General features: G+C 56.3%; 23 protein-coding genes. 10 read left to right on the top strand and 13 right to left on the bottom strand.

The window, feature by feature from the left end:
• The first annotated feature begins 88 nt into the window (after positions 1 to 88).
• The 5 genes from sciP to ACR0CE_RS03485 all read left to right on the top strand — a co-directional run bounded on the left by sciP (position 89) and on the right by ACR0CE_RS03485 (position 5,882).
• Positions 89 to 382, top strand: a complete 294-nt coding sequence (sciP, locus tag ACR0CE_RS03505) for a CtrA inhibitor SciP (RefSeq protein ID WP_480481012.1) — start codon at positions 89 to 91, stop codon at positions 380 to 382.
• An 85-nt stretch (positions 383 to 467) separates the two neighbouring features.
• Positions 468 to 1,184 (top strand): response regulator transcription factor CtrA, encoded by a 717-nt coding sequence (gene ctrA, locus ACR0CE_RS03500; protein ID WP_267364745.1) that lies wholly within the window; start codon positions 468 to 470, stop codon positions 1,182 to 1,184.
• Positions 1,185 to 1,307: 123 nt separating this feature from the next.
• Positions 1,308 to 3,560 (top strand): NAD-dependent DNA ligase LigA, encoded by a 2,253-nt coding sequence (ligA, locus tag ACR0CE_RS03495; RefSeq protein WP_480830953.1) that lies wholly within the window; start codon positions 1,308 to 1,310, stop codon positions 3,558 to 3,560.
• Positions 3,557 to 5,647 carry an ATP-dependent DNA helicase RecG gene (gene recG / locus ACR0CE_RS03490; protein WP_480830951.1) on the top strand — a complete coding sequence of 697 codons (2,091 nt, stop codon included), beginning with the start codon at positions 3,557 to 3,559 and terminating at the stop codon, positions 5,645 to 5,647. Before ligA ends, recG begins: the two co-directional genes overlap by 4 nt.
• Before the next feature lie 112 nt (positions 5,648 to 5,759).
• A complete protein-coding gene (locus ACR0CE_RS03485) occupies positions 5,760 to 5,882 on the top strand; it encodes a hypothetical protein (protein WP_267366389.1) in 123 nt (40 codons plus the stop codon).
• Between the two features lie 184 nt (positions 5,883 to 6,066).
• Here ACR0CE_RS03485 and ACR0CE_RS03480 read toward each other — a convergent pair whose 3' ends face one another.
• A complete protein-coding gene (locus ACR0CE_RS03480) occupies positions 6,067 to 6,705 on the bottom strand; it encodes a MarC family protein (RefSeq protein WP_209596212.1) in 639 nt (212 codons plus the stop codon).
• 58 nt (positions 6,706 to 6,763) lie between these two features.
• Positions 6,764 to 7,216: an iron-sulfur cluster assembly scaffold protein gene (locus ACR0CE_RS03475; RefSeq protein WP_480553459.1), complete on the bottom strand. Its 453-nt coding sequence runs from the start codon at positions 7,214 to 7,216 to the stop codon at positions 6,764 to 6,766.
• 48 nt (positions 7,217 to 7,264) lie between these two features.
• Here ACR0CE_RS03475 and hisI point away from each other — a divergent pair, with 48 nt between their 5' ends.
• Entirely contained in the window at positions 7,265 to 7,654 is a 390-nt protein-coding gene (gene hisI / locus ACR0CE_RS03470; RefSeq protein ID WP_480553460.1) for a phosphoribosyl-AMP cyclohydrolase, read from the top strand.
• A 4-nt stretch (positions 7,655 to 7,658) separates the two neighbouring features.
• Here the strand turns inward: hisI and gluQRS are convergent, their stop codons facing one another.
• From gluQRS to ACR0CE_RS03450, 4 genes are all read right to left on the bottom strand, one after another.
• The gene (gluQRS, locus tag ACR0CE_RS03465; RefSeq protein ID WP_480830948.1) at positions 7,659 to 8,540 is read right to left on the bottom strand and encodes a tRNA glutamyl-Q(34) synthetase GluQRS; all 882 of its coding nucleotides are present in this window, start codon (positions 8,538 to 8,540) and stop codon (positions 7,659 to 7,661) included.
• Entirely contained in the window at positions 8,537 to 9,151 is a 615-nt protein-coding gene (locus tag ACR0CE_RS03460) for a class I SAM-dependent DNA methyltransferase (RefSeq protein ID WP_480830946.1), read from the bottom strand. Before ACR0CE_RS03460 ends, gluQRS begins: the two co-directional genes overlap by 4 nt.
• Before the next feature lie 37 nt (positions 9,152 to 9,188).
• Positions 9,189 to 10,529, bottom strand: coding sequence for a methylenetetrahydrofolate--tRNA-(uracil(54)-C(5))-methyltransferase (FADH(2)-oxidizing) TrmFO (gene trmFO / locus ACR0CE_RS03455; protein WP_480830944.1), 1,341 nt, complete (start codon positions 10,527 to 10,529; stop codon positions 9,189 to 9,191).
• Between the two features lie 255 nt (positions 10,530 to 10,784).
• Entirely contained in the window at positions 10,785 to 11,570 is a 786-nt protein-coding gene (locus ACR0CE_RS03450) for an enoyl-CoA hydratase (protein ID WP_480505211.1), read from the bottom strand.
• Positions 11,571 to 11,628: 58 nt separating this feature from the next.
• Here ACR0CE_RS03450 and ACR0CE_RS03445 point away from each other — a divergent pair, with 58 nt between their 5' ends.
• Positions 11,629 to 12,072, top strand: a complete 444-nt coding sequence (locus ACR0CE_RS03445; protein ID WP_480505210.1) for a PaaI family thioesterase — start codon at positions 11,629 to 11,631, stop codon at positions 12,070 to 12,072.
• A 60-nt stretch (positions 12,073 to 12,132) separates the two neighbouring features.
• Here the strand turns inward: ACR0CE_RS03445 and ACR0CE_RS03440 are convergent, their stop codons facing one another.
• Positions 12,133 to 12,360, bottom strand: coding sequence for a DUF1127 domain-containing protein (locus ACR0CE_RS03440; protein WP_480472702.1), 228 nt, complete (start codon positions 12,358 to 12,360; stop codon positions 12,133 to 12,135).
• A 98-nt stretch (positions 12,361 to 12,458) separates the two neighbouring features.
• Here ACR0CE_RS03440 and ACR0CE_RS03435 point away from each other — a divergent pair, with 98 nt between their 5' ends.
• From ACR0CE_RS03435 to rpsI, 3 genes are all read left to right on the top strand, one after another.
• Positions 12,459 to 13,862 carry an aminotransferase-like domain-containing protein gene (locus ACR0CE_RS03435; protein WP_480830942.1) on the top strand — a complete coding sequence of 468 codons (1,404 nt, stop codon included), beginning with the start codon at positions 12,459 to 12,461 and terminating at the stop codon, positions 13,860 to 13,862.
• Between the two features lie 161 nt (positions 13,863 to 14,023).
• A complete protein-coding gene (rplM, locus tag ACR0CE_RS03430) occupies positions 14,024 to 14,482 on the top strand; it encodes a 50S ribosomal protein L13 (protein WP_209503960.1) in 459 nt (152 codons plus the stop codon).
• Between the two features lie 6 nt (positions 14,483 to 14,488).
• A complete protein-coding gene (gene rpsI / locus ACR0CE_RS03425; protein ID WP_209503959.1) occupies positions 14,489 to 14,974 on the top strand; it encodes a 30S ribosomal protein S9 in 486 nt (161 codons plus the stop codon).
• 68 nt (positions 14,975 to 15,042) lie between these two features.
• Here the strand turns inward: rpsI and ACR0CE_RS03420 are convergent, their stop codons facing one another.
• The 6 genes from ACR0CE_RS03420 to ACR0CE_RS03395 are packed head-to-tail and all read right to left on the bottom strand — an operon-like array spanning position 15,043 to position 21,628.
• Positions 15,043 to 16,203, bottom strand: coding sequence for an ABC transporter substrate-binding protein (locus tag ACR0CE_RS03420; protein ID WP_480537837.1), 1,161 nt, complete (start codon positions 16,201 to 16,203; stop codon positions 15,043 to 15,045).
• A 25-nt stretch (positions 16,204 to 16,228) separates the two neighbouring features.
• Positions 16,229 to 18,115, bottom strand: coding sequence for an AMP-dependent synthetase/ligase (locus ACR0CE_RS03415; protein WP_480830940.1), 1,887 nt, complete (start codon positions 18,113 to 18,115; stop codon positions 16,229 to 16,231).
• A gap of 5 nt (positions 18,116 to 18,120) precedes the next feature.
• Entirely contained in the window at positions 18,121 to 18,894 is a 774-nt protein-coding gene (locus ACR0CE_RS03410) for an ABC transporter ATP-binding protein (protein WP_480558414.1), read from the bottom strand.
• Positions 18,891 to 19,655, bottom strand: coding sequence for an ABC transporter ATP-binding protein (locus tag ACR0CE_RS03405; protein WP_480830938.1), 765 nt, complete (start codon positions 19,653 to 19,655; stop codon positions 18,891 to 18,893). Before ACR0CE_RS03405 ends, ACR0CE_RS03410 begins: the two co-directional genes overlap by 4 nt.
• Positions 19,652 to 20,749: a branched-chain amino acid ABC transporter permease gene (locus ACR0CE_RS03400; RefSeq protein WP_480830936.1), complete on the bottom strand. Its 1,098-nt coding sequence runs from the start codon at positions 20,747 to 20,749 to the stop codon at positions 19,652 to 19,654. Before ACR0CE_RS03400 ends, ACR0CE_RS03405 begins: the two co-directional genes overlap by 4 nt.
• Positions 20,750 to 20,752: 3 nt before the next feature.
• Complete coding sequence (locus ACR0CE_RS03395; RefSeq protein WP_480830934.1) at positions 20,753 to 21,628, bottom strand: branched-chain amino acid ABC transporter permease; 876 nt, start codon at positions 21,626 to 21,628, stop codon at positions 20,753 to 20,755.
• Positions 21,629 to 21,670: the final 42 nt, after the last annotated feature.

Below are 21,670 nucleotides of genomic sequence, written 5' to 3'. Positions count from 1 at the left end.
AGGAAAATTCTACACACTCTCAAGAGGCGGTTTCATACGACCTTAAGTAGGCTGGCGTCAGCTTTGATGCAGCAAAAAGGGTAAAGCGATGTATTTGCACAAAGTGGAAGGGCCAAGGTCTGTTTCTCTGCCGGACGGGTCCATACTGACGCGCGCCGATCTGCCGCCAACAAGCACAAGGCGGTGGGTGGCCTCACGCAAGATTCTGGTCGTGCGTGGGGTGCTTTACGGGCTGATCAGCCTGTCTGAGGCAAAACAGAAATACGGCATAAGTGACGAAGAGTTCAACGGCTGGGTTTCCCTAGTCGCGGAACACGGTGTCGAGGCTTTGAAAGCCACGGCCTTAAAAAAGTATCGACAACTTAAAGGAGAGCGAGAATAAATGATTCAACGGTAACGTCAGATTAACCATTCTTGGTCAGGTTTGATTTTAATTGGAATTATTGACCCGAATTGGAGCAGTGAAAATGCGTATTCTTCTTGTCGAGGATGATCCGACCACGTCTAAAAGCATCGAACTGATGCTGACGCATGCGAACCTAAACGTTTATGCAACGGATCTTGGCGAAGAAGGTATCGATCTGGCAAAGCTCTACGATTACGACCTGATCTTGCTGGACCTGAACCTGCCGGACATGAACGGGCATGAAGTGTTGCGCCAGTTGCGGATTGCCCGGGTGGAAACACCTATCCTGATCCTTTCGGGCGCAGATGATACGGACAGCAAGATCAAAGGTTTCGGGTTTGGCGCGGATGACTATCTGACCAAACCCTTCCATCGCGAAGAACTGGTGGCTCGCATTCATGCCATCATCCGCCGGTCGAAAGGGCATTCGCAGTCCATCATCCACACTGGTCGCGTGGCTGTAAATCTGGACGCCAAGACCGTTGAGGTGGACGGAAAAACCGTGCACCTGACAGGAAAAGAGTACCAGATGCTGGAATTGCTCAGCTTGCGTAAGGGCACGACTCTGACCAAGGAAATGTTTCTGAACCACCTATACGGCGGCATGGATGAACCCGAGTTGAAGATCATCGACGTCTTCATCTGCAAACTGCGCAAAAAACTCAGCAACGCAACGGGTGGCGAGAATTATATCGAAACCGTATGGGGCCGGGGTTACGTGTTGCGCGATCCGCAAAGCAACACTCTGGACGAGACGAGAATGGCGGTCGGCCTCTGATTTGAACTGTTTGTGTCGCTGGTAGTCCAGGGCGGCACGTTGCACTCACGGCTCAGCACATCTGGACCTGGCCATGACCTCGCCCTATCACTGAGGTCCAAGAACGCGTGACAGGGCGAGGCCATGAGCAATTCCACTCCCATATCAGACCTGACCGATGATGAGGCGCGTGCCGAACTGGCGCGGTTGGCGGACATACTGTCCCGAGCCAACACGCTGTATCACGCAGAAGATGCGCCCGAGTTGTCGGATGCGGATTATGATGCCCTCAAACGCAGAAATGCCGAGATCGAGGCGCTTTTTCCCCACCTGAAACGTGCTGACAGCCCAACAGAACAAGTCGGGGCCAAACCGTCGGACGGGTTTTCAAAAGTTACTCATGCCGTCCGAATGATGTCACTGGGAAATGCGTTCGACGATGGGGACATTGCCGATTTCGACAGCTCGATTCGCAAATATCTGGGCCTTGATGCAGGCGCGCCGCTGGCTTTCACAGCTGAACCCAAGATTGATGGCCTTTCTTTGTCCTTGCGATATGAGAACGGACAGCTGGTTCAGGCCGCAACGCGGGGCGACGGTGAAGTTGGCGAGAACGTAACGGCCAACGCCTGCACTGTCTCTGATATTCCACAGCAGATTGAAAACGCGCCTGAAGTTCTTGAGGTTCGGGGCGAGATTTACATGTCCCACTCTGATTTCGAAGCCTTGAACACGCGACAAGCCGAACGGGGGGGCAAACCCTTTGCCAACCCGCGCAATGCAGCGGCAGGGTCACTGCGTCAGCTGGATTCAGAAATTACCCGATCCCGCCCATTGCGCTTCTTCGCCTATGCCTGGGGTGAACTGTCAGAGCCTTTGGCGGATACCCAGATGGGAGCGATTGAGCGTCTTGCGACGCTTGGGTTCCCCACGAATTCCTTGACGCGCCTATGTGCCACGACTGAGGACATGATTGCTCATTACCGGGATATCGAAGCGCAGCGTGGGACTTTGGGGTATGATATCGATGGGGTCGTCTACAAGGTAAACGATCTGTCATTACAGGCACGTTTGGGTTTCCGTTCGACGACGCCAAGATGGGCAATCGCACATAAGTTCCCAGCCGAACTGGCCTGGACCAGATTGGAGGCGATTGACATTCAGGTTGGTCGAACAGGGGCGCTCAGCCCTGTGGCACGGTTGCATCCTGTAACGGTTGGCGGGGTGGTCGTCTCCAATGCCACTTTGCACAACGAAGATTATATCGCTGGGCGCGACGCCAAAGGCGGCACGATCCGTGATGGAAAAGATATCCGAGTGGGCGATTGGGTTCAGGTCTATCGCGCGGGCGACGTGATCCCCAAACTTTCGGATGTCGACTTGTCCAAACGCCCCGCCGATGCACGCCCCTTTGCCTTTCCGACACATTGCCCCGAATGCGGAAGCGATGCGATCCGCGAAGAAGGCGACGCGGTTCGACGGTGCACCGGCGGCCTAATCTGTCCTGCGCAGGCCGTTGAAAAGCTGAAACATTTCGTGTCGCGCAAAGCCTTTGATATAGAAGGGCTGGGTGCAAAACAGATTGAAATGTTCTATGGGGATCCAACCCTTCCGATCAATGCGCCAGCTGATATTTTCACGCTGGAACAGCGGGACGCAGCCAGTCTGACGCGGTTGAAAAACCGGGACGGGTGGGGCGAAACATCCGCCAGGAACCTTTTTGAAGCCATTGATGAAAAGCGGAAAATTCCTTTTGCGCGCTTGTTGTTTGCACTGGGCATTCGACATGTGGGCGAAGTCGGTGCGCGCGATCTGGCACTGTATTATCGTGATTGGGATGCGATGGCGCTCGCGTTGGACACTGCACGACCGGCTGCACTGGCGCAACGGCGGGCGGATGAGGCGGAAGACGCAGAGCGTGCGGCAGCGCAGCTTGAAGGGCGTCGCGCACGCGTGAAAGAAGTGCGGGACGCAACGATCGCGGAGGCCAATGTCGCAGCCGATGCCAATGCCGCCTGGGCAGAGCTGATTGGCATCGACGGAATTGGCGCAACGCTTGGCCTTTCACTGTCGGACGCATTTGCCAATGAAGAGGAACGACGGGCTTTCGACACGCTGCGCAGCGAATTGACGGTTATCGCCCCCGACGCGCCAGCCTCGGACAGTCCGGTCGCGGGTAAAACCGTAGTGTTCACCGGAACGCTGGAAAAATTGACCCGCGCCGAAGCCAAAGCGCGGGCCGAGGCGTTGGGCGCCAAGGTTTCCGGATCTGTCAGCAAGAAAACCGATATTCTGGTCGCGGGTCCCGGGGCCGGGTCAAAGGCGAAAAAGGCAGCGGAACTTGGGATCGAAACTTTGGACGAGGATGGCTGGCTTCAGCTGATAGAAGGCGCATGAGCGGACGGCCCGAACAGCTTTTCCCGCTATTTGCGGGGCTGGAAACGTTGGATGGCGTCGGCCCCAAGACAGCGCAGGCCATGGCGCAGACCGGGGTGGAATCCCCGCGCGATGTTCTGTTCAGCCTGCCTTATGCCGTGGTGGATCGGCGCAGGCGGGATTCAATACAGGGGGTGGACCTGCCGGCCACTCTGACCGTGGAAGTGACAGTTGGCCCGCACAGACCGCCCCGCAGCAAGGGGGGTGCCTATCGCGTTCATGTCGAAGACAGTCAGGCCGATTTCCAGCTGGTCTTTTTCCACGCACGTGGTGAGTATCTGAAGAAAGTGTTGCCACAAGGATCACGCCGCGTGGTTTCCGGAAAGTTGGAACTGTTCGACGGCATGGCGCAGATGGTGCATCCGGACCACATGCTGCCCGTTGAACAAGCAGAAGATATCCCGGAATTCGAACCGGTTTACCACCTGACGCAAGGGCTGACGCAGAAAACAGCGTTCAAGGCCAGCCGCAGCGCATTGGCACGCGCACCCGAACTTGAGGAATGGATCGATCCGGCGCAGGTGTCACAGCAAAACTGGCCGAGTTGGTCGGTGGCCGTTCACGCCGGTCACAATCCGCGCGGCGCGGATGATGTCGCGCCGTTTGCCCCTGCACGTCAGAGGTTGGCGTATGACGAGTTGTTTGCGCATCAGCTGACGCTCGCTCTGGCCCGGCAACGAGAGCGCAAGTCGCGGGGAATCGTCAGCGTGGGAACCGGGGTACTGCAATCGAAAGTGCTGGCAAGCCTTCCATATCGCCCGACTGGCGCACAAACGCGCGCCATTGATGAGATTTCGGCTGATATGGCGTCTGACGCCCGAATGAACCGGCTGTTACAGGGCGACGTCGGCGCCGGTAAGACGCTGGTGGCCTTCATGGCCCTTCTGATCGCGGTTGAGGCAGGCGGGCAGGGCGTGATGATGGCCCCGACCGAAATTCTGGCGCGCCAGCATCTGGAAGGATTGCGCCCCCTGGCCGAGCAGGCCGGAGTGGTTCTGGAACTGCTCACCGGGCGTGACAAGGGCGCGGAGCGGCGTGCCAAGCTTGAGGCGCTTAAACAAGGCGATATTCACATACTGGTTGGCACACATGCAGTGTTTCAAAGCGATGTTGAATTCAAGGCGCTGAGATTGGCCATCGTCGACGAACAGCACCGGTTTGGCGTGCGGCAGAGGATGGAGTTGTCGGAAAAAGGCAAGGGGGCAGATGTTCTGGTAATGACTGCCACCCCCATCCCGCGCAGTCTGGCGCTGGCGCAATATGGCGACATGGATGTTTCGGTGCTGGATGAAAAGCCTCCGGGGCGAAAACCGATCAAAACGGCGATTGTCAACACACAGCGCATGGACGAAGTCATAGCCCACCTGCGGCGTGCGATTGATGAGGGGCGACAGTGTTACTGGGTGTGCCCTCTGGTCGACGAATCCGAAGTTTCGGACCTGACAGCGGCCGAGGAACGCTTCAAACGCCTGCGGGCCATTTTGGGTGAGGGCGTTGTGGGGCTGGTTCATGGTCAGATGCCACCAGCCGACAAAGACGCCGCGATGAGCGCATTTCATAATGGGAAAACAAAGGTCCTTGTTGCCACGACGGTGATCGAGGTCGGCGTGAACGTACCCAACGCAACGATCATGGTCATTGAACGGGCCGAGATCTTTGGGCTGGCGCAATTGCACCAGTTGCGGGGGCGCGTCGGGCGCGGGGATGCGGAATCCACCTGTTTGCTGATGTATCAACCACCGCTCAGCGAGGGAGGGCGCAAGCGGCTGGAGGTTCTGCGCGAGACAGAGGATGGCTTCCGAATCTCGGAAACTGACCTTGAGATGCGAGGCGCGGGCGATCTGATCGGAACTGCGCAATCCGGGTTGCCAAAATTCCATATCGCGGATCTGGAACGTCAGGCAGGATTGATGGCCGTCGCCCAATCCGATGCGCGGGCGCTGCTAACGACCGATCCCAAACTGACTTCGGACAGGGGACGGGCCGCACGTGTACTTTTGTGGCTGATGAAACAGGATCAGGCGATCCGTTTGATTTCAGTGGGTTAGCTGTAACGCTCCCTAAAGTTCACAAATGTTCTCAAAAAGTTCTTTACCTGTGCTTGGAAATATGAGAACAAAAGGTCAACAAAGGATTAAAACTCTGACCGGAGGTGACCCTATGCTGACCCAGATCAAGACCGCTTTCAGCCGCGCGCAATCGACCATCCTGCAGGATGCCGTTGGCGTGTTGTCTTTGGTCGTGATGCTGATGGTGGCCCTTCACCTGCCGGTTGGTTTCTAAGCCTTTCTGCCTGCGATCTCGTGCCGAAAAATCCGCGCTGTCATCCCCATTTCAGTCAAGGGTGACCTGCCTGTCCCAAACCCCTTGAGGGGCCATGCCTCGGCCCCGCGCGGTACACCGGACCCCACACGAGACACGCAATACCTGCCGCCGCCCTTTCGCCCGGAAAGCGCGGCGGCTTTTTTTACAATTGGCCGGTTTTGAAGATTTCCAACAGCGCGGACAGGACTGAGTTAGCAGCTACCGAGGCCAAGATCATGCCCATGACACGGCTGATGATTGCCGCGCCTGAATGACCGATCAGCCGGATGATGGGCTCGGCCAAAAGCATCAGTACAAACGCAACCAGCAATACGGAAAGCATGACAAGCGCTGTGATACCCTGATCCGCGATGCTGTAACGGTGGTTGTCAGTCAGGATAACGATTGCCAGCATTGCGCCGGGGGATGCCAGTGAAGGCACGGCAAGCGGGAAAATCGCCGGGTTCTGCTGGTGATACGCGTCTTCACGGTCTTCTTCGGCTTGCCTTTGTTCAACCTCTTGTTTGCTCTCACCAAAGATCATCGTCAGGGCAAAAAGAAACAGGATAATACCGCCAGCGACCTGAAACGAATTCAGCCCGATATCCAGCGCTTCAATCAGCACCTGACCAAATACTAGGAAGAACAGCAATACGGCAGCACTTATCACGGCTGCTAACAGCGCTGTCCGCCGCCGGCCTGCCGCGTCCAATCCGGCCGTAACGGCAATAAAAACGGGAATTGTTCCAATCGGGTCGATAACGACCCAAAGCGTCACGAAATGCTCGAGCAAATTATTCAAACCCATCCCTCCTGAAATCTGGGCAGAGGGTAAACGGGTTTACGCCAAATAGCTATAATCAGGCGCAGTTTGCCTGTTCAGCCTGCGCCATGGCCTCAGCCGTGGCATCCAGAACCAGCAGGATCGACGCGTGGCGGTTTTTATAATCCCGTGCGGGCATAAGCACCTCAAGCCCATCAAACGGCGCATCAGGTGCAGGGCCGCCAGTCTTGAGCATGGCCGCCAACTGATCGCGCGCAGCTTCGACCTGCGCCCGCGACGCGCCAATTATCGCGTCCCCAACGACCGAGGCGGACGCTTGCCCCAAAGCGCAGGCTTTGACGTCCTGACCAAAGGCACTGATCTGACCATCGCGAACCTTGATGTCCACAGTTACAGTCGATCCGCATAAAGGTGAGCGTTTCTTGACGGTTGCATCGGGATCTTCCAGTCGCTCAAGATGCGGAATATCCGCAGCAAGCGCCAGAATGCGCCCGGAGTACAGCTTAATCAGGTCGTTCTCGCCGCTCATGGCTTTCCCTCGTCGTGTGTTACCCATACATAGTGGCCAGCCCACCGGTTGCAAAAGGTTTTTGAGATGTCTGACCCAGTCGTGTTTGATCCCTCTACTTTGAGATTTAATGAGGCGGGTCTGATCCCGGCGATTGCGCAGGATGAAACATCAGGCGAGGTTCTGATGATGGCCTGGATGAATGTACAGGCGGTTGAAAAGACCCTCGAAACCGGGCGGGTGACCTATTGGTCACGCTCGCGGCAGGCTTTCTGGATCAAGGGCGAAACCTCGGGCCATGTGCAGGAATTGGTGGATTTCCGGATCGATTGCGACCGGGACTGTCTATTGGTTCTCGTCCGTCAAACCGGAGCAGCCTGTCATACCAACCGACGAACCTGTTTTTTTACCGCCGTTCGGGATGGGGTCGAAACTGAACTGATGGCGCCAATGGAATAGGGGGTCAAAGCCCAACCATTCGGCGTATGTCATCTGCGCTGGCCCCTTCGGCCCGGTACTTTGCAATTGCGCGGGCATCGTCGCGTTTGGCCAGCCGTTTGCCTGCATCATCGCGGATCAGATCATGGTGGAGATACTCGGGTGTCGGTAGGTTCAGTAAAGCCTGCAACAGAACGTGGATGCGGGTCGCTTCGAACAAGTCCCGCCCTCGAACCACCTGTGTTACACCCTGAGCGGCATCGTCAAGCACAACGGACAAGTGATACGACGTCCCCATGTCGCGGCGGGACAGAACTACATCACCTATGGTGGCAACCAACTCATCAGGCGTGAAAGTGATAATGCCGGTTTCGCCGCCCGGACCCGATCCCAGCTCAAGAAATTGGTACCTGTCCGGGTTGCGGACCGCCTGACACGCCTTGACCACGTCCAATCGCAAGGGGTCCTGAGTTGGACGAGGAAGGATCGATAAATCTTTGCCAACAAACCTTTTTCGACAGGTTCCGGAGTACACAAGCCCGTCGGGTCCAAGCATGGGTGCGCCTTCCTGCGGCGCACTGGCTGCTGCTGCGATATCTTTGCGATTACACGTGCATGGATACAAAAGCCCCTGCGCCCATAGCTGGTCCAACGCCTTATGGTAAACGTCCATACGATCCGATTGGCGCATTACGGGTTCAGGCCATGTCAGCCCCAGCCATCTGAGGTCGCTGTATATCTGATCCTCCCATAGCTGTCGTGAGCGGGATCGATCGATATCCTCAATTCGCAGCAAGAACCGGCCGCTTTCAGATGTGGCCCTATCGCTGGCAACCAACGCAGAATACGCGTGCCCAAGGTGAAGGGGGCCTGTTGGGGATGGCGCAAAGCGCGTTACAAGAGTCACGCTTTTTCTAATACATACACGTCAGAGTTAAGGTTGATCCCAGGCAGGTGGGGACCGTGTTCACGAAATAACAAACGTGCTGCCCCCATGTCGACCCAATCCGTCAGACGGCAGGTGAATTTATGGTCCGCCAACGCATGATCGTTCAGCGAAAAGCCAAGCAAACCACCCTTGGGCAGTGCGTGCATCAGCACATCCAGTGTCTCGGGCGGGGCAGCACCTTTTCCGATCACTCCTATGGCTGTGATCATCGTGTATTCCCCACGCTTCAACGGCGCGGGCTTGGCGATATCGAATCCGGTCAATGTTCGGTAAACACCTTTGCTGGCGGCTTCCTGAAGCATGTTCTCTGTTGGGTCCATCCCATCTATGACCTCAAAGCCAATAGCGCGCAGGGCAAGCCCTGACAACCCGGTGCCGCAGCCGTAATCCAGAATGGGTGTCTGAGGCTTCGGTGCGAAAGACCACAAAGCCGCTGCTACACGGCCCGGCGTGGCGTAACCGTGTTCACCAACTTCCTTTTCATAGGTTGCAGCCCAGTTCTGATAGTGCGCTTCAGTCGCTTCAGGCGTGCCGAGATTGTATGTGCTGTTCAGAAACGTGTCGTTCATTCCAGCATGCTAGGCTGAGACCGCATTACGCGTCCAGTCAGCAATGCTCCAACCAGGTACTCCATTCGGCTTTGGCCCGGTCGGTATAGGCCTTGTACCTGTCTTTACGACCCCGACGACCGCCTTTCAGACCATCCACGGGGCGAAACAGGCCGAAATTCACGTTCATCGGCTGAAAGGTCCTAGCCTCGGCACCGCCCGTTATGTGGTGAATCAAAGCACCCATTGCGCTGTCTTGCGGAACGGTTGGCAGGTCACGCCCCAAAATCTGAGCGGCGGCAAGCCGACCGGCCAGCAATCCCATCGCGGCGCTTTCTACGTAGCCTTCCACACCCGTGATCTGTCCGGCAAAGCGGATGTTGGGTTTTGATTTCAACCGCATTTGCGAATCCAAAAGCGTGGGAGAGTTGATGAACGTGTTGCGGTGGATGCCACCCAACCGGGCAAAGCTGGCATTTTCCAAGCCCGGGATCATACGGAACACTTCGGTCTGGGCACCATATTTCATCTTGGTCTGAAAACCCACGATGTTGAACAAGGTGCCCAAAGCGTTATCACGGCGCAGCTGCACCACCGCATGAGGTTTCACGTCGGGCTCATGCGGGTTGGTCAGCCCGACCGGTTTCATCGGACCATGGCGCAGCGTTTCGCGACCGCGTTCGGCCATAACCTCGATTGGTAGACAGCCGTCGAAGTAACCTGCTGTCTCTCCTTCGTGAAATACGGTTTTATCTGCTGCCAGAAGCGCGTCTATGAAGGCTTCGTACTGGTCCCGGTCCATCGGACAGTTCAGATAGGCTGTGCGTTCTTCTTCGGTCTCGCCCTTGTCGTAGCGTGATTGCATCCACGCTTTGCTCATGTCGATGCTCTCGGCATAGACGATCGGTGCGATGGCGTCGAAAAAGGCAAGTGCGTCAGACCCTGTCTCGGCCTGGATGGACTGACCCAGCGTGGGTGACGTCAGGGGACCGGTCGCAAAGATCCACTGGCCTTCGTCGGGCAGGGTCGTCACTTCTTCGTCGGTTACCGTCACACGCGGGTGGGCGCGAAGTTTTGCGGTCACACTTTCTGCAAACGGGTCACGATCCACAGCCAGCGCGCCACCGGCTGGCAGGCGGTGTTCATCGGCCGTTGTCATGATCAACCCATTGGCGGCGCGCATTTCCCAATGCAGCAGGCCCACGGCATTCTGCTCATCATCATCCGAACGGAACGAGTTCGAACACACCATTTCCGCCAGATTGCCGGTCTGATGTGCAAAGGTGCCGATGGTCGGACGCATTTCGTGGATCACAACATCCACACCCATTTCAGCAGCTTGCCAGGCCGCTTCTGACCCGGCCATGCCGCCGCCTACAATATGCAAAACTTGTGTCATGCGATGCCACATAGGGCAGACCACAATCGGGCGCAACTGAGGCAAAGCGGTTTCGCGAATTTTATGGAAGGGGTCTTGGGGTCGCCGCTGCGGGATTGTCAGCGCTGGTGAGAGAGACCAGCTGGAGGGACCTTCCGCCCACGGCGACCCAAAAGTGTCCTGAGGCCTTGGCCTCGACCCAGCTTTGCCACAGTGTCGCCCTTTTGAAAAGTGCAAAATTCAAAACAGTGGCGAAAAATGTGCAAAACAATTGCATTATTGGGACCAATTTGGGGGACGTTTTTCGATAAAGGCTGAAATGCCTTCTTCTGTATCCCGGTACAGCATGTTTTGCGCCATTACGTCGCCGGTATAGGCATAGGCCTGATCCAGCGGCATCAGAAGCTGTTGATAAAACGCCTCTTTACCGATTTTGACGGCGGCTCCTAGTTTGGAGGCAACCTGTTCTGCAAGCGCATTGGCTTCTTGTTCAAGATGCGTCATGGGGACAACGCGGTTGACCAAACCCAAATCGGCAGCACGTTCGGCTGATATGAAGTCTCCTGTTGTCAGCATTTCAAATGCCTGCTTTCTGGGGATATTGCGGCTGAGGGCCACCATTGGGGTGGAGCAGAATAAGCCGATATTAACCCCGTTCACTCCAAACCGCGTGTCTGCGGCGGCGACGGCCATGTCACAGGTTGCCACCAACTGACACCCGGCGGCGGTTGCAATGCCGTGGACCTGTGCGATGACGGGCTGGGGCAGGGACTGGATTGACATCATCACCTTCGCGCAGCGCGAAAACAGGTCATTGAAATAAGCTTTGCCGCCATCTTCGGACTGGCGTCCGGCCGTCATCTGTTTCAGATCGTGGCCAGCGCAAAATGCCTTGCCCTGACCCGCCAGGATCACTGCCCGGATCGACGTGTCCTTACGCAACGTGTCCAGTTCAGCCTGAAGCGCCGACAGCATCTCGTCACTCAGCGCGTTCAGCCGCTCTGGGGCGTTCATTGTAAGCCGCGCAACAGCGCCGGTGTCGTTACGTTCCAGAATTGCCATCTTGCCCTCCGATCCCATGTTGGGCCAACTCTAGGTCGGTATGAGCAGGAGGGAAAGCATGGCTTTGGCAATGAACCGGGACGAACTGTCACAATACCTTAAGCAGGTTTTCCCGCAGGTGCACAAAGACTTTGTCGTCGAGGACCTGACCGAAGATACAATCACAATGCGCCTTGTTGTGCAGGATCAGCATTTGCGGCCGGGGGGCACGGTTTCGGGGCCATCCATGTTTGGGTTGGCCGATGTTTGTGTATACGCAATGGTTCTGGCGCGAAAAGGGCGTCAATCCCTGGCGGTCACGACGAACAGTTCCCTGGATTTTTTGCGCAAACCAGAAGGCAACACGGACATGATCGCCAAATGTCGCCTGCTGAAACTGGGCCGGACTTTGGCCGTCGGTGACGTGCTTATGTATTCCGATGGCGCAGAAGACCCAGTTGCCAGAGCGACGATGACCTATTCCCTGCCACCTGCAGGGTCCGTGGCCGCGAAATTCGGATAAAAAAGACCGGGGACAAGCCCCGGCCCAGGAAGAGGTCCCAATAATGGGACTGGGGATCAGTTAAATCTGCCAAAAATGGCGCTTTACCTCGCGGCGCGCATCATGGCGTGTCAGACCGACGTCTTTCAGCAAGCGGTCATCCAGATAACTAAGATTGACGCGGCTACGGCGACGACGCTCCCATTGAGTGACCGCTGCCGCAAACCGCACGGCCAGTGCAGCGGCCAGAGGCAGCCGGGGGCTGTCGGTCAGCAGCAGAAGGGCGGGGGTGTGCATTGTGCGTGTCATCTCGGAATTCCTTTCAATTGTATTGACACAAATTAGCTGTACTTGGTACACGTGACTGATACATTCGAAATTGTGTCAAAAGCAAAGGAAGAATTGTAATGGATACAATTTGGCCAGAGGCGCTGTCAAAATCTAAAGGACCGAAATACACTCTGGTTGCTGACACAATTCGAAAAGCCATAGATAACAAATCTTTGGAAGTCGGTGTCAAACTCCCTCCGGTGCGCGAACTGGCGTATCGCCTGCAAATAACACCTGGTACAGTCGCGCGCGCCTATACAATCCTGACAGATGAGGGGTTGTTACAAGCCGAGGTCGGACGTGGTACATTTGTTGCGCCGCCGAAATCGCCCATTCTTGACGACGTTTGGGCGCGGCAACTGCATCTTCGCGACGACAAGTACAATGCCAATGTAAGTCTGTTCAGCCCTAGGTTGGCAGATATAGGGCAGGTGTCCCTGATCCGTGAATGTCTGAAAAAAGTGTCGCAAGCCGATCCGGGTTTGTTTCTGAATTACCCGACGCGTGACGCGTACCAGCCCGTGCGACAGGCGGTTGTGGACTGGTTGTCAGACCTTCCGCTGGGCGCACTGACCCATGATGATATTGTGTTGACACATGGCGGCCAGAACGGGCTTTGCGTTGTGTTTCAGACGATCCTGCGCGGGCCCAAACCTGTCGTACTGGTCGAGGACCTGTCTTATGCCGGGTTCCGTCGCGCAGGCGAACTGATGCGCGCGGAAGTGGTCGGTGTGAAGATGGACAGATGGGGTGTCGATCCGGCAGCGTTAGAACATGTTCTGCGCCACACGACAGCGCAGGCCGTCTGCGTGTCGCCAGAAGTTCAAAACCCAACGGGCGCACACACACCGTTGGAGCGGAGGAAAGAGATCGTTGAGATTGCCCGTCGCTTTGATTTGCAGATCATTGAAGATGATTGCTATCGCATGGGCGATGCCCGAGAGCCCAGCTTTCGGGCACTGGCGCCTGAACGGGGATGGCATGTGTCATCAATCTCGAAGATTCTGACACCGGCATTGCGTGTGGGTTTTGCTATCGCCCCCAGAGAAAAAAGTGTGGATCTGCGCCGGTCCGCTGAATACGGATATTTCGGATTGGCCCAGCCCTTGGCGGAATTGACCCGCCTTCTGCTGTCCGATCCGCGTACGCGTCAGATCGCCAAGGATGTGCGCACGCGGATGGGGGATTATTTACGCGTTGCCGTCAATACCCTGGGTGGGTTTGATCTGAACTGGGCCCCGGACGTTCCCTTTGTCTGGCTGAGCCTTCCGTCTGGCTGGCGGTCGGCTGCATTCAGTCGCGCGGCCGAGCGGGAAGGGATACAACTCCGATCCGCCGACGAGTTCGCGCTGCGCGATGGGCGCGCGCCGAACGCGGTACGTATTGCCATGAATGGTCATGTGTCACTGGAACGGTTCGAGGACGCGATGCAGCGCCTGCGTGTTCTATTGGACAATCCGCCTGAACAAATCAGCGTTTGAATATGGGGTAATATAATACCTATTTTCTAAGTATTTGGTTTTACGTGCATAAATAAGACTAATGCCGCTTGACCTGCGTGCAGGCACCTCATAAAACCCGTCCATCGAATTCGGGCCGCTCCGCTGGGGCGGTCTTTCACATCAAACAGGACTATCCTGCCATGAAAACCTTTTCTGCAACACCTGCAGACATCGACAAGAAGTGGATCCTGATCGACGCCGAAGGCGTTGTTCTGGGCCGTCTTGCTTCGATCGTCGCCATGCGCCTGCGTGGCAAGCACAAAGCGTCGTTCACCCCGAACATGGACATGGGCGACAACGTCATCGTGATCAACGCTGACAAAATCCAGATGACTGGTAAGAAGCGCGAAGAAAACTTCTACTGGCACACTGGCCACCCTGGCGGCATCAAGTCGCGCACCAAACAGCAGATTCTGGAAGGTGCACACCCCGAGCGCGTGGTCTTCCAGGCCGTCAAGCGCATGCTGCCAGGCAACCGCCTGTCGCGCCAGCAGATGACCAACCTGCGTATCTATGCCGGTGCCGAGCACCCGCACGAAGCCCAGGCCCCCGAAGTTCTGGACGTCAAGTCCATGAACAAGAAAAACACCCGGAGCTAATGACCGATGGTTGATCAGATCAATACTCTCGAAGAGCTGAGCGCCGTCGCAGGCGTTGAAACCGTGGCCGAAGAAGTCATCGTGCGTGAACCCGTACGTGACGAGCTGGGCCGCTCCTACGCCACTGGCAAACGTAAAGACGCTGTTGCCCGCGTTTGGATCAAGCCGGGTTCCGGCAAAGTCACCGTGAACGGCAAAGATCAGGACGTCTATTTTGCACGCCCTGTTCTGCAGCTGATCCTGCGCCAGCCGTTCCAGGTTGCCGGCGTAGAAGGTGAATTCGACGTTGTTGCAACCGTCAAAGGCGGTGGCCTGACCGGTCAGGCCGGTGCGGTCAAGCACGGCATCTCGAAAGCGCTGCAACTCTATGATCCGAACCTGCGTGGTGCCCTGAAAGCCGCTGGCTTCCTGACCCGCGACAGCCGCGTTGTGGAACGTAAGAAATTCGGTAAGCGCAAAGCCCGCCGTTCGTTCCAGTTCTCGAAGCGTTAATTCGCCGGGAATACCCAAAAGAAAGGGCTCGCACTTGCGAGCCCTTTTGCTTTGCGCGGGTCAGGGATTCATTCTTCGTGAACGAGTTTCCACGCACCGTTTTCAACAACGTTGACGAACACAGTATCCGCGCCCTGATGATCCTCAGGACCATAGGTGATGTGGTTGCCGACCAGATCGTCCTGATAATCCAGAGTTTCCATCGCTGCGATGAAACTGTCCTGCGTCAGATCGGGGCCTGCGGCTTCTAACGCCTTGACCATCATCTCAGCCGCCGAATAACCCAGCATGGCAAATCCGACCGGATCTTCGCCCGTTGCTGCCTTGTATTCCTCGATAAATGCGGCCGGCGCAGGTTGATCCGCACGCGCCCAAAGATCCTGCCACGAAGCTGCCGCGTAGAATCCATCAGTCACGCCACCGGGCACCTGCGCCACGACCGTTAGGAAACTGGCCGAGGTGCCGAGAAATTTCATATCAGTCAGGCCCATTTTCTTTGCGGTGCCCACGACGGTGATTGCCTGCCGCACCCCAAGCGCCATGGTGACGATATCGCAACCCTCTTCCTTGAGCTTGCTCAGCGATCCGACAAAGTCCGTCTCATCCGGTTTATGGGTGGTTTCTGATCCAAAAGTGATCCCGGCCTCTTCGGCTCCGGCCTTGCTGCCTTCTAGAATTTCCTCACCAAAGTCTGTCGGCAGGTACATGGTGCAGACCGTCTTTGATCCAAACTCGCCTGACAGATAGTTCACACCAACACGCGCCTGATCGAAATAGGTCGAGAAGGAGGTGAACTTGTTCCGCATGGGTTCCTGCAACATCTGACGCGCAGCTGTAAGAGGCGCTACGTTGGGAATGCCTTTGGGATCCAACAGCTTGAACCCTGCCATGTTCATCGGCGTGCCAAGCGATTGCAGCATGGCGAATACTTTGTCGCGATTCAGCAGTTTGTTATAGCCCTGCATGGCTCGCGGCATCTGATAGCCGTTGTCTTCGACCACGTAACGAATTTTGCGCCCGTGCACGCCGCCAGCCGCATTCACCCGATCAAAGACAACATTTGCACCTTTGGTTGCCGGAACACCCACTGCGGCGAAAATCCCGCTCAGGTCGTTAACCGAACCAATGACAATCTCATCATCGGTCACGCCCTGTGTTTGCGCCCAACCCAGTGTTGCCGATGCTGTCAGCAGTGATGCAGCCGCCAGCCTGTTACGTAATTTCTTCATCTCTTTCCTCCCGTTAATCTTTTGGTCAAGTGTACATATCTTCGATCAGATGCCCGTGTTTCTTTTCAACCAATCCGCGTTTCAGCTTCATCGTGGCTGTAAGCTCGTCGTCTTCAGCGGTCAGCAGGACGTCAATCAGACGGAAATCCTTGATCTGCTCGACCCGCGCAAATTCTGCATTAACAGCGGCAATTTCCGAACTGATCAACTGCCTGATTTCCGGTGCTGCGCATAGCGAGGCAAAATTCGAGAAGGGGATTTTATGGCCCTGCGCGTATTTTTCGACATTTTCCTGATCAATCATAATCAGTGCCGTCAGAAATTTACGCCTGTCCCCGATGATGATTGCGTCCGCGACATAATGACTGAACTTAAGGCGGCTTTCGATCTCGGCTGGGGTGATGTTCTTACCACCTGCGGTGATGATAATGTCCTTCAGGCGGCCCGTGATGGTGACATAGCCATCCTTATCTAATGTCCCCATATCTCCGGTACGCAGCCAGCCGTCGGCGGTAAAGGTTTCTGCCGTTTTCGCGTTGTTGCGCCAGTATCCCTGAAAAATGTTCAGGCCCTTCAGTTGGATTTCGCCATCGCCCGAGATACGGATGTCGCACCCTTCGACGGCTTTGCCTATGGTTCCGATCTTATTACTGTCTGTGGTGTTGAGTGTGGCAAGGCCCGAAGTTTCGGTCATCCCGAACCCTTCCACCAACGGCACGCCGATGGACCAGTACCATTTCAGCAGATCAGTCGAGATTGGGGCGGCACCTGTTCCGCCTCGTCGCAGTTTGTCCAGACCCAGCATCCGGCGCAGGTTTTTCAAAACCAGCTGATCCCAGAACCAGAATCTGGTGGCGACGCCGGATGGAACTGGTTGGCCTGCGCTCAGATATCCGGCACGGCGCGCACCAGCTTTCAATGCCAAACCGAATGCCAGCCGCCCCAAAGGCGTGGCTTCCTGTGTTAGGATCTGGACATGTGAGTAGATCTTTTCCCAAACCCTTGGCACCGCTGTGAAGGTTGTCGGCGAAACCTCCTGAAGGTTTGCAAAAACAGTTTCAGGGCTTTCGGCAAAATTGACAGTGCAGCGGGCCGCCAATGGAAAATAGACCGAGACATTACGTTCCAGAATGTGACACAGAGGCAGGAAACACAGCTGTTCATCGCTGGGCAGTGCTGGCAGCGCCCGTGCCGCGGATTCGACGGCGGCCAGAATGTTTTCATGGCTAAGCATTGCGCCTTTCGGCTGACCGGTTGTGCCCGACGTATAGACCAGCAAGGCAGTGTCCTGCGGTTTGGCCAATGCAATTTCCGCTTCGAAGCGCCCGGGCTCGGCCAGTTCTGCCTTTTGGCCCAAGGCGAACAGCTCGTCGATCATCATGCAGCGCGGATGGTTCAGGTCATGCAATCCTTCGTCCTCAAGGATGATTACCTTGATCAGATCGGGAACCTCGGTCTCAATTCCCAGAAACTTGTCCAGATGTTCTTCGTCCTCGACAATCAGAAACCGGCTGCCGCTGTCGTTGATCAGATACTGCAACTGACTGGCGGAATCCGTGGTGTAGACGCCGGAAGCGATACCGCCAACGCCCTGAATACCCATGTCGAGCCAGGCCCATTCCTTGCGATCTTCGGACAGGATTGAGACCACATCGCCACGCTCCAGTCCCAGCTTGCGCAAGGCCAGCCCGATCCATTTGGCATGCTGCCAGTAATCGGCCCAGGAATAGGACTTCCAGATACCCAGGTCTTTTTCGCGATGCGCCGTTCGGCTGCCTAGTTCGGCACATCGGCTTTGGAACAACTCAGCAATTGTGATGCAGCCATCAACACGCACCGGGCGCTGACCTGCCGTTGCGTTGAACTGAACGCCGTTTATCACGACCTGTGGGGGTAGGGGCGTGGCGTCCATCCGTCTTACCTCCACGTCTTTTTCCGCTTCCAGCGGCGGCTTTCGCGCGCGCCTTCTTCTTGTTTTCCAAGATAGAAGCTTTGAATATCCTCGGATCGCAAAAGCGCGTCGGCGGCCCCGTCCATGACGATGCGACCCACCTCCATGACATAGCCGTGATGCGCCAGTTCCAGCGCCGCATTGGCATTCTGTTCAACCAGCAACATCGTCATATTCTGTTCTTCGTTCAGACGTTTGAGAATGCCAAAGATCTCTTGCACCAGCAGAGGGGACAGGCCCAATGACGGCTCATCCAGCAACATGATACGAGGTCTGGCCATCAATCCGCGCCCTATGGCCAGCATCTGTTGCTGCCCACCCGAAAGGGTTCCGGCCTCTTGCGACCGACGGCTTTTCAGAACCGGAAAATAACGAAAGACCAGCTCACGATCCTGTTCGATCTGGTCTTTGTCTTTGCGGGTGTAGGCGCCGAGGCTCAGGTTATCATCAACCGTCAGAAGTGGAAAAACTTCGCGCCCTTCCGGAATGTGAACCACCCCGCGCTGGACAACCTTGTGCGGTTCCCAGCCCTGAATGTCACCGCCGTCAAAGGTGATCGTTCCCTTTTCCGGGTCCATCACGCCAGAGATGGTTTTCATCAAGGTGGTCTTGCCCGCGCCGTTTGCGCCAAGGATCGACACGATTTTTCCTTCGTGAACATCCAGCGAAACGCCCCGAATGGCCATGATTGGGCCATAGAAACTTTCGATATTGCGGACTTGCAAGATCGGAGCGTTCATGAGGCTTTCCCCAGATAGGCCTCGATCACGGCCGGGTGCGATTGCACGTCTGCCGGTGGCCCGAGGGCCAGCTTTGCCCCATCTGCCATGGCCAGGACCCGGTCGGACACGCCCGATACCAATCCCATGTCGTGTTCGACCATCAGCACGGTAATGCCCATTTGCCGCCGGATATCGTCGATCCACCAACGCATATCGGTCGTCTCTTCCACTGACAGTCCCGAGGCCGGTTCATCCAGCAACAGTAACTTGGGATCGGTCGCCAGGGCACGTGCCACTTCGACCACTTTGCGCACGCCGTAAGGCAGCCCGGAAATCAACTTGTCGCGATAGGCCTGCAGGTCGAGGAAATCGATGATCTGTTCAACTTTTTCCCGGTTCTCCAGCTCTTGCCGTCGGACTGAAGGGGTGAACAAAAGTTCCGAAATCAGGTTCGTCTTGCGGTGCCGATGCCGTCCAACCAAAAGGTTTTGCAGGACAGTTGCGTGTTCGAAGAGCTCAATGTTCTGGAAGGTCCGCGCCACACCAAAGGCCGCCACGCCTGACGGTTTGACCCGAAGCAGATCGTGACCATCAAACCGGATCGACCCTGAAAACGGTTCGTAAAAGCGCGAGATCAGATTGAAGACCGTCGATTTGCCCGCGCCATTCGGCCCGACTATGGCAAAGACTTCGCCCTGCTGAACCGCGAAGGACAAATTGTCCACGGCCGTCAGGCCACCAAATTTCAGGGTAACGTTTTCAAATTCAAGCAAGCTCATCTCAGACGCTCCGTCTTGAGATAGGATTTCTGCCGTTTGAACATGTCCTTGCGATAGAAGGGAAACAGTTCGAACCAGGTGCGGATTTTCAGCCAGCGGCCATAGATGCCCATGGGTTCGAAAAGGATGAAGCCGATCAGGATCATGCCAAAGATGCCGAACTCCAGCCCCGGAATGGCAACGGTGTTTCCGCCGATGATCGCGCCGACATATTCCTTTGAAATCGATAGAAACTGCGGCAAAAAACCGATGACAATCGCGCCCAGAAACGCGCCGTGGATCGAGCCCAGCCCGCCGATAACGATCATCATCAGCAATTGGATCGAGATCAGGACGCTGAAGGTTTCATTGTTAAACGCACCAGCAAACAGACCCATCAACGCGCCGGCCCAACCTGTAACCGCACAGGACAAGGCGAATGAAATCATCTTTGTTCGCGCGATATCGACACCCATCGCCTGCGCCGAAACCTCGGAGTCGCGAACGGCGATGAAGCTACGTCCTAGCGGGGCCCGCAGCAGGTTTAAATATCCCAACGTGACCAGAACGGTGACGAACAGAACCAGCCAGTAAAAAAGATCAGGCGTCCCCCAGCGGTCAACCGTAAGGCCAAAGATCTCGACCCCGCCGATATATTTACCCGCGACACCACCAGTGATCGGCTCGGACAATACGATGATGTCATCCATCAGGATGGAAAGCGCCATGGTAAAGATCGCCAGGTAGATACCGTGAAGCCTCAGGGCAGGGACTGCGACGGTCACGCCCGCGATCCCGGTCAGAATTCCGGCCAGCGGAAACGCGACCAGAAACGGCACGCCTGCCTCAATCAGGGCCACGTTGGCGTAACAGCCAAAGGCCAGAAAGGCCGCATGACCCAGACTGACTTGCCCTGTATGTCCGGTCAGGATCATCAGACCCAGCCCGGCGATGGCCCAGATCAGAACGTTTGTCAGTTCGCCCAGATAGAAATCGTCGAGCGCGAAAGGCGCGGCCGCGACGACAAACAGAAGAAGTAGATAAAGGCGCAGCTGAAACCCGTCTTTCCAGGGGCGAATATCCTGCATGTAGTCGGTTTTGAAAACGATCCGCATAGCTCAGACTTTCTTGACCCGGACCTGACTGAATAGCCCGTTTGGTCGGAAGATCAGGACGGCAAGCAGCAAAGCGTATGGCGCGACCTGGCTGTAACCTGCCGCAATGTACCGGCTGGCGAAGGGTTCGATAATGCCGACAATCAGCCCTCCGGCCAATGCACCCGGCAAACTGCCGAATCCGCCGATAACGGCGGCGGCAAACGCCTTGATGCCCAGCAGTCCGGTTGTCGGATCCACAGCGCCTTTTGCAGCAAAGAGAATTCCGGCAATTCCTGCAACGCCTCCAGCCAAAGCCCAGACCCATCCCTGAACACGCCTGACGGGAATGCCCATGTAATAAGCTGCCAGCTGGTTTTGCGAGGCGCCCTGCATCGCCAGACCCAGCTTGGTGCGGCTGAAGAAAACATAGAGTGCCCATGTCAGCAGCAACGTGACAACGATTATCGCGACATCCTCCATCCCCAGTACAAGACCGCCCATACGCACTTCTTTGCCCGCAAGCGGGTTTTGCAGCGTTTGCGGCTCGTGCCCCCAGATCAGACCGGCAACGAAACGGATCACAAAGCCCAAAGCAATGGTCAGTATGACAACGGCGGTCTGGCTTTCACCAAACAGGCGGCGAATGATCAGGCGATCCAGAAGATAACCAAGCGCCCCCATGATTCCCAATGAAACAGGCAGAGCGAGCCAGAACGGCAACCCCATATATTCGGTATTTGTCAGGCCGATGGTCACAAATGCGCCCAGCATCATGAAATCGCCCTGCGCAAAGTTCACCGCTTCGGTTGCCTTGTAGATCAATACAAAGCCAAGCGCGATCAGGCCGTAGACACACCCGTTCGCCAGCCCGCTAATCAGCAGCTGCGCATTATCCACACTGTCCTCCCTCCACCGGTTTTCCAGCGTCTTCTGCCGCCC

The organism is Ruegeria sp. L11 (assembly GCF_056531755.1).
This window is presented reverse-complemented; position numbering and strand designations above follow the sequence as displayed.

Bases quoted from the DNA above. Each gene is read 5' to 3' on its own strand.
- ACR0CE_RS03420 (WP_480537837.1), bottom strand. From the start codon at position 16,203: ATGAAGAAATTACGTAACAGGCTGGCGGCTGCATCACTGCTGACAGCA.
- ACR0CE_RS03405 (WP_480830938.1), bottom strand. From the start codon at position 19,655: ATGAGCTTGCTTGAATTTGAAAACGTTACCCTGAAATTTGGTGGCCTG.
- ACR0CE_RS03400 (WP_480830936.1), bottom strand. From the start codon at position 20,749: ATGCGGATCGTTTTCAAAACCGACTACATGCAGGATATTCGCCCCTGG.
- trmFO (WP_480830944.1), bottom strand. From the start codon at position 10,529: ATGACACAAGTTTTGCATATTGTAGGCGGCGGCATGGCCGGGTCAGAA.
- sciP (WP_480481012.1), top strand. From the start codon at position 89: ATGTATTTGCACAAAGTGGAAGGGCCAAGGTCTGTTTCTCTGCCGGAC.
- ctrA (WP_267364745.1), top strand. From the start codon at position 468: ATGCGTATTCTTCTTGTCGAGGATGATCCGACCACGTCTAAAAGCATC.
- ACR0CE_RS03410 (WP_480558414.1), bottom strand. From the start codon at position 18,894: ATGAACGCTCCGATCTTGCAAGTCCGCAATATCGAAAGTTTCTATGGC.
- ACR0CE_RS03460 (WP_480830946.1), bottom strand. From the start codon at position 9,151: ATGAACGACACGTTTCTGAACAGCACATACAATCTCGGCACGCCTGAA.
- ACR0CE_RS03450 (WP_480505211.1), bottom strand. From the start codon at position 11,570: ATGGCAATTCTGGAACGTAACGACACCGGCGCTGTTGCGCGGCTTACA.
- ACR0CE_RS03445 (WP_480505210.1), top strand. From the start codon at position 11,629: ATGGCTTTGGCAATGAACCGGGACGAACTGTCACAATACCTTAAGCAG.
- ACR0CE_RS03485 (WP_267366389.1), top strand. From the start codon at position 5,760: ATGCTGACCCAGATCAAGACCGCTTTCAGCCGCGCGCAATCGACCATC.
- ligA (WP_480830953.1), top strand. From the start codon at position 1,308: ATGAGCAATTCCACTCCCATATCAGACCTGACCGATGATGAGGCGCGT.
- ACR0CE_RS03415 (WP_480830940.1), bottom strand. From the start codon at position 18,115: ATGGACGCCACGCCCCTACCCCCACAGGTCGTGATAAACGGCGTTCAG.
- ACR0CE_RS03440 (WP_480472702.1), bottom strand. From the start codon at position 12,360: ATGACACGCACAATGCACACCCCCGCCCTTCTGCTGCTGACCGACAGC.
- recG (WP_480830951.1), top strand. From the start codon at position 3,557: ATGAGCGGACGGCCCGAACAGCTTTTCCCGCTATTTGCGGGGCTGGAA.
- ACR0CE_RS03475 (WP_480553459.1), bottom strand. From the start codon at position 7,216: ATGAGCGGCGAGAACGACCTGATTAAGCTGTACTCCGGGCGCATTCTG.
- rplM (WP_209503960.1), top strand. From the start codon at position 14,024: ATGAAAACCTTTTCTGCAACACCTGCAGACATCGACAAGAAGTGGATC.
- ACR0CE_RS03435 (WP_480830942.1), top strand. From the start codon at position 12,459: ATGGATACAATTTGGCCAGAGGCGCTGTCAAAATCTAAAGGACCGAAA.
- rpsI (WP_209503959.1), top strand. From the start codon at position 14,489: ATGGTTGATCAGATCAATACTCTCGAAGAGCTGAGCGCCGTCGCAGGC.